Here is a 444-nt window from a genome sequence, read left to right on the forward strand (position 1 = left end):
CGGTGATGACGTATTCGTTCACTTCCGTTCTATTGTTTCTGAAGGCTTCAAAACTCTTACTGAAGGCCAAAAAGTATCGTTCGTTGTTGAACAAGGTAACAAAGGTTTACAAGCAGCTGAAGTAACTGCACTGTAATTCTTTGTGTGGCATCAATGTTGTTGGTGCCACAACCCCCTTCCACTTGTTACTGCCCTTACTATTCTCTATCTAAGTTTATATAGCCAAATCACTTACCTCTCCCACACCATCATTAATCACTTTCAATAAAGTCACTTTGGTATACATCTTTAGGTAATCACACAACCTACCTTGCAATTCCAGTTTGGAATTAAATTAATCTCATTCATATCTGAATCACTTCGCCTCATGCTTTGCTCATAAAAATAAAGTTTATAAAATAAAAGCGATTGGCGAATATAAGAGAAAAAATGAAATTAAATATA

The 444-nt window shown here is 35.6% G+C and carries 1 protein-coding gene; it reads left to right on the forward strand.

The genetic code is table 11. The features are described 5' to 3' along the window. Positions 1–136 (forward strand): cold-shock protein (locus tag IQR33_RS32805; protein ID WP_228013853.1); only part of this gene is annotated, 136 nt, incomplete at its 5' end. Between the last annotated feature and the right edge of the window lie 308 nt (positions 137–444).

It is taken from the genome of Vibrio sp. OPT46 (genome assembly GCF_015163535.1).
Taxonomy (GTDB): domain Bacteria; phylum Pseudomonadota; class Gammaproteobacteria; order Enterobacterales; family Vibrionaceae; genus Vibrio; species Vibrio alginolyticus.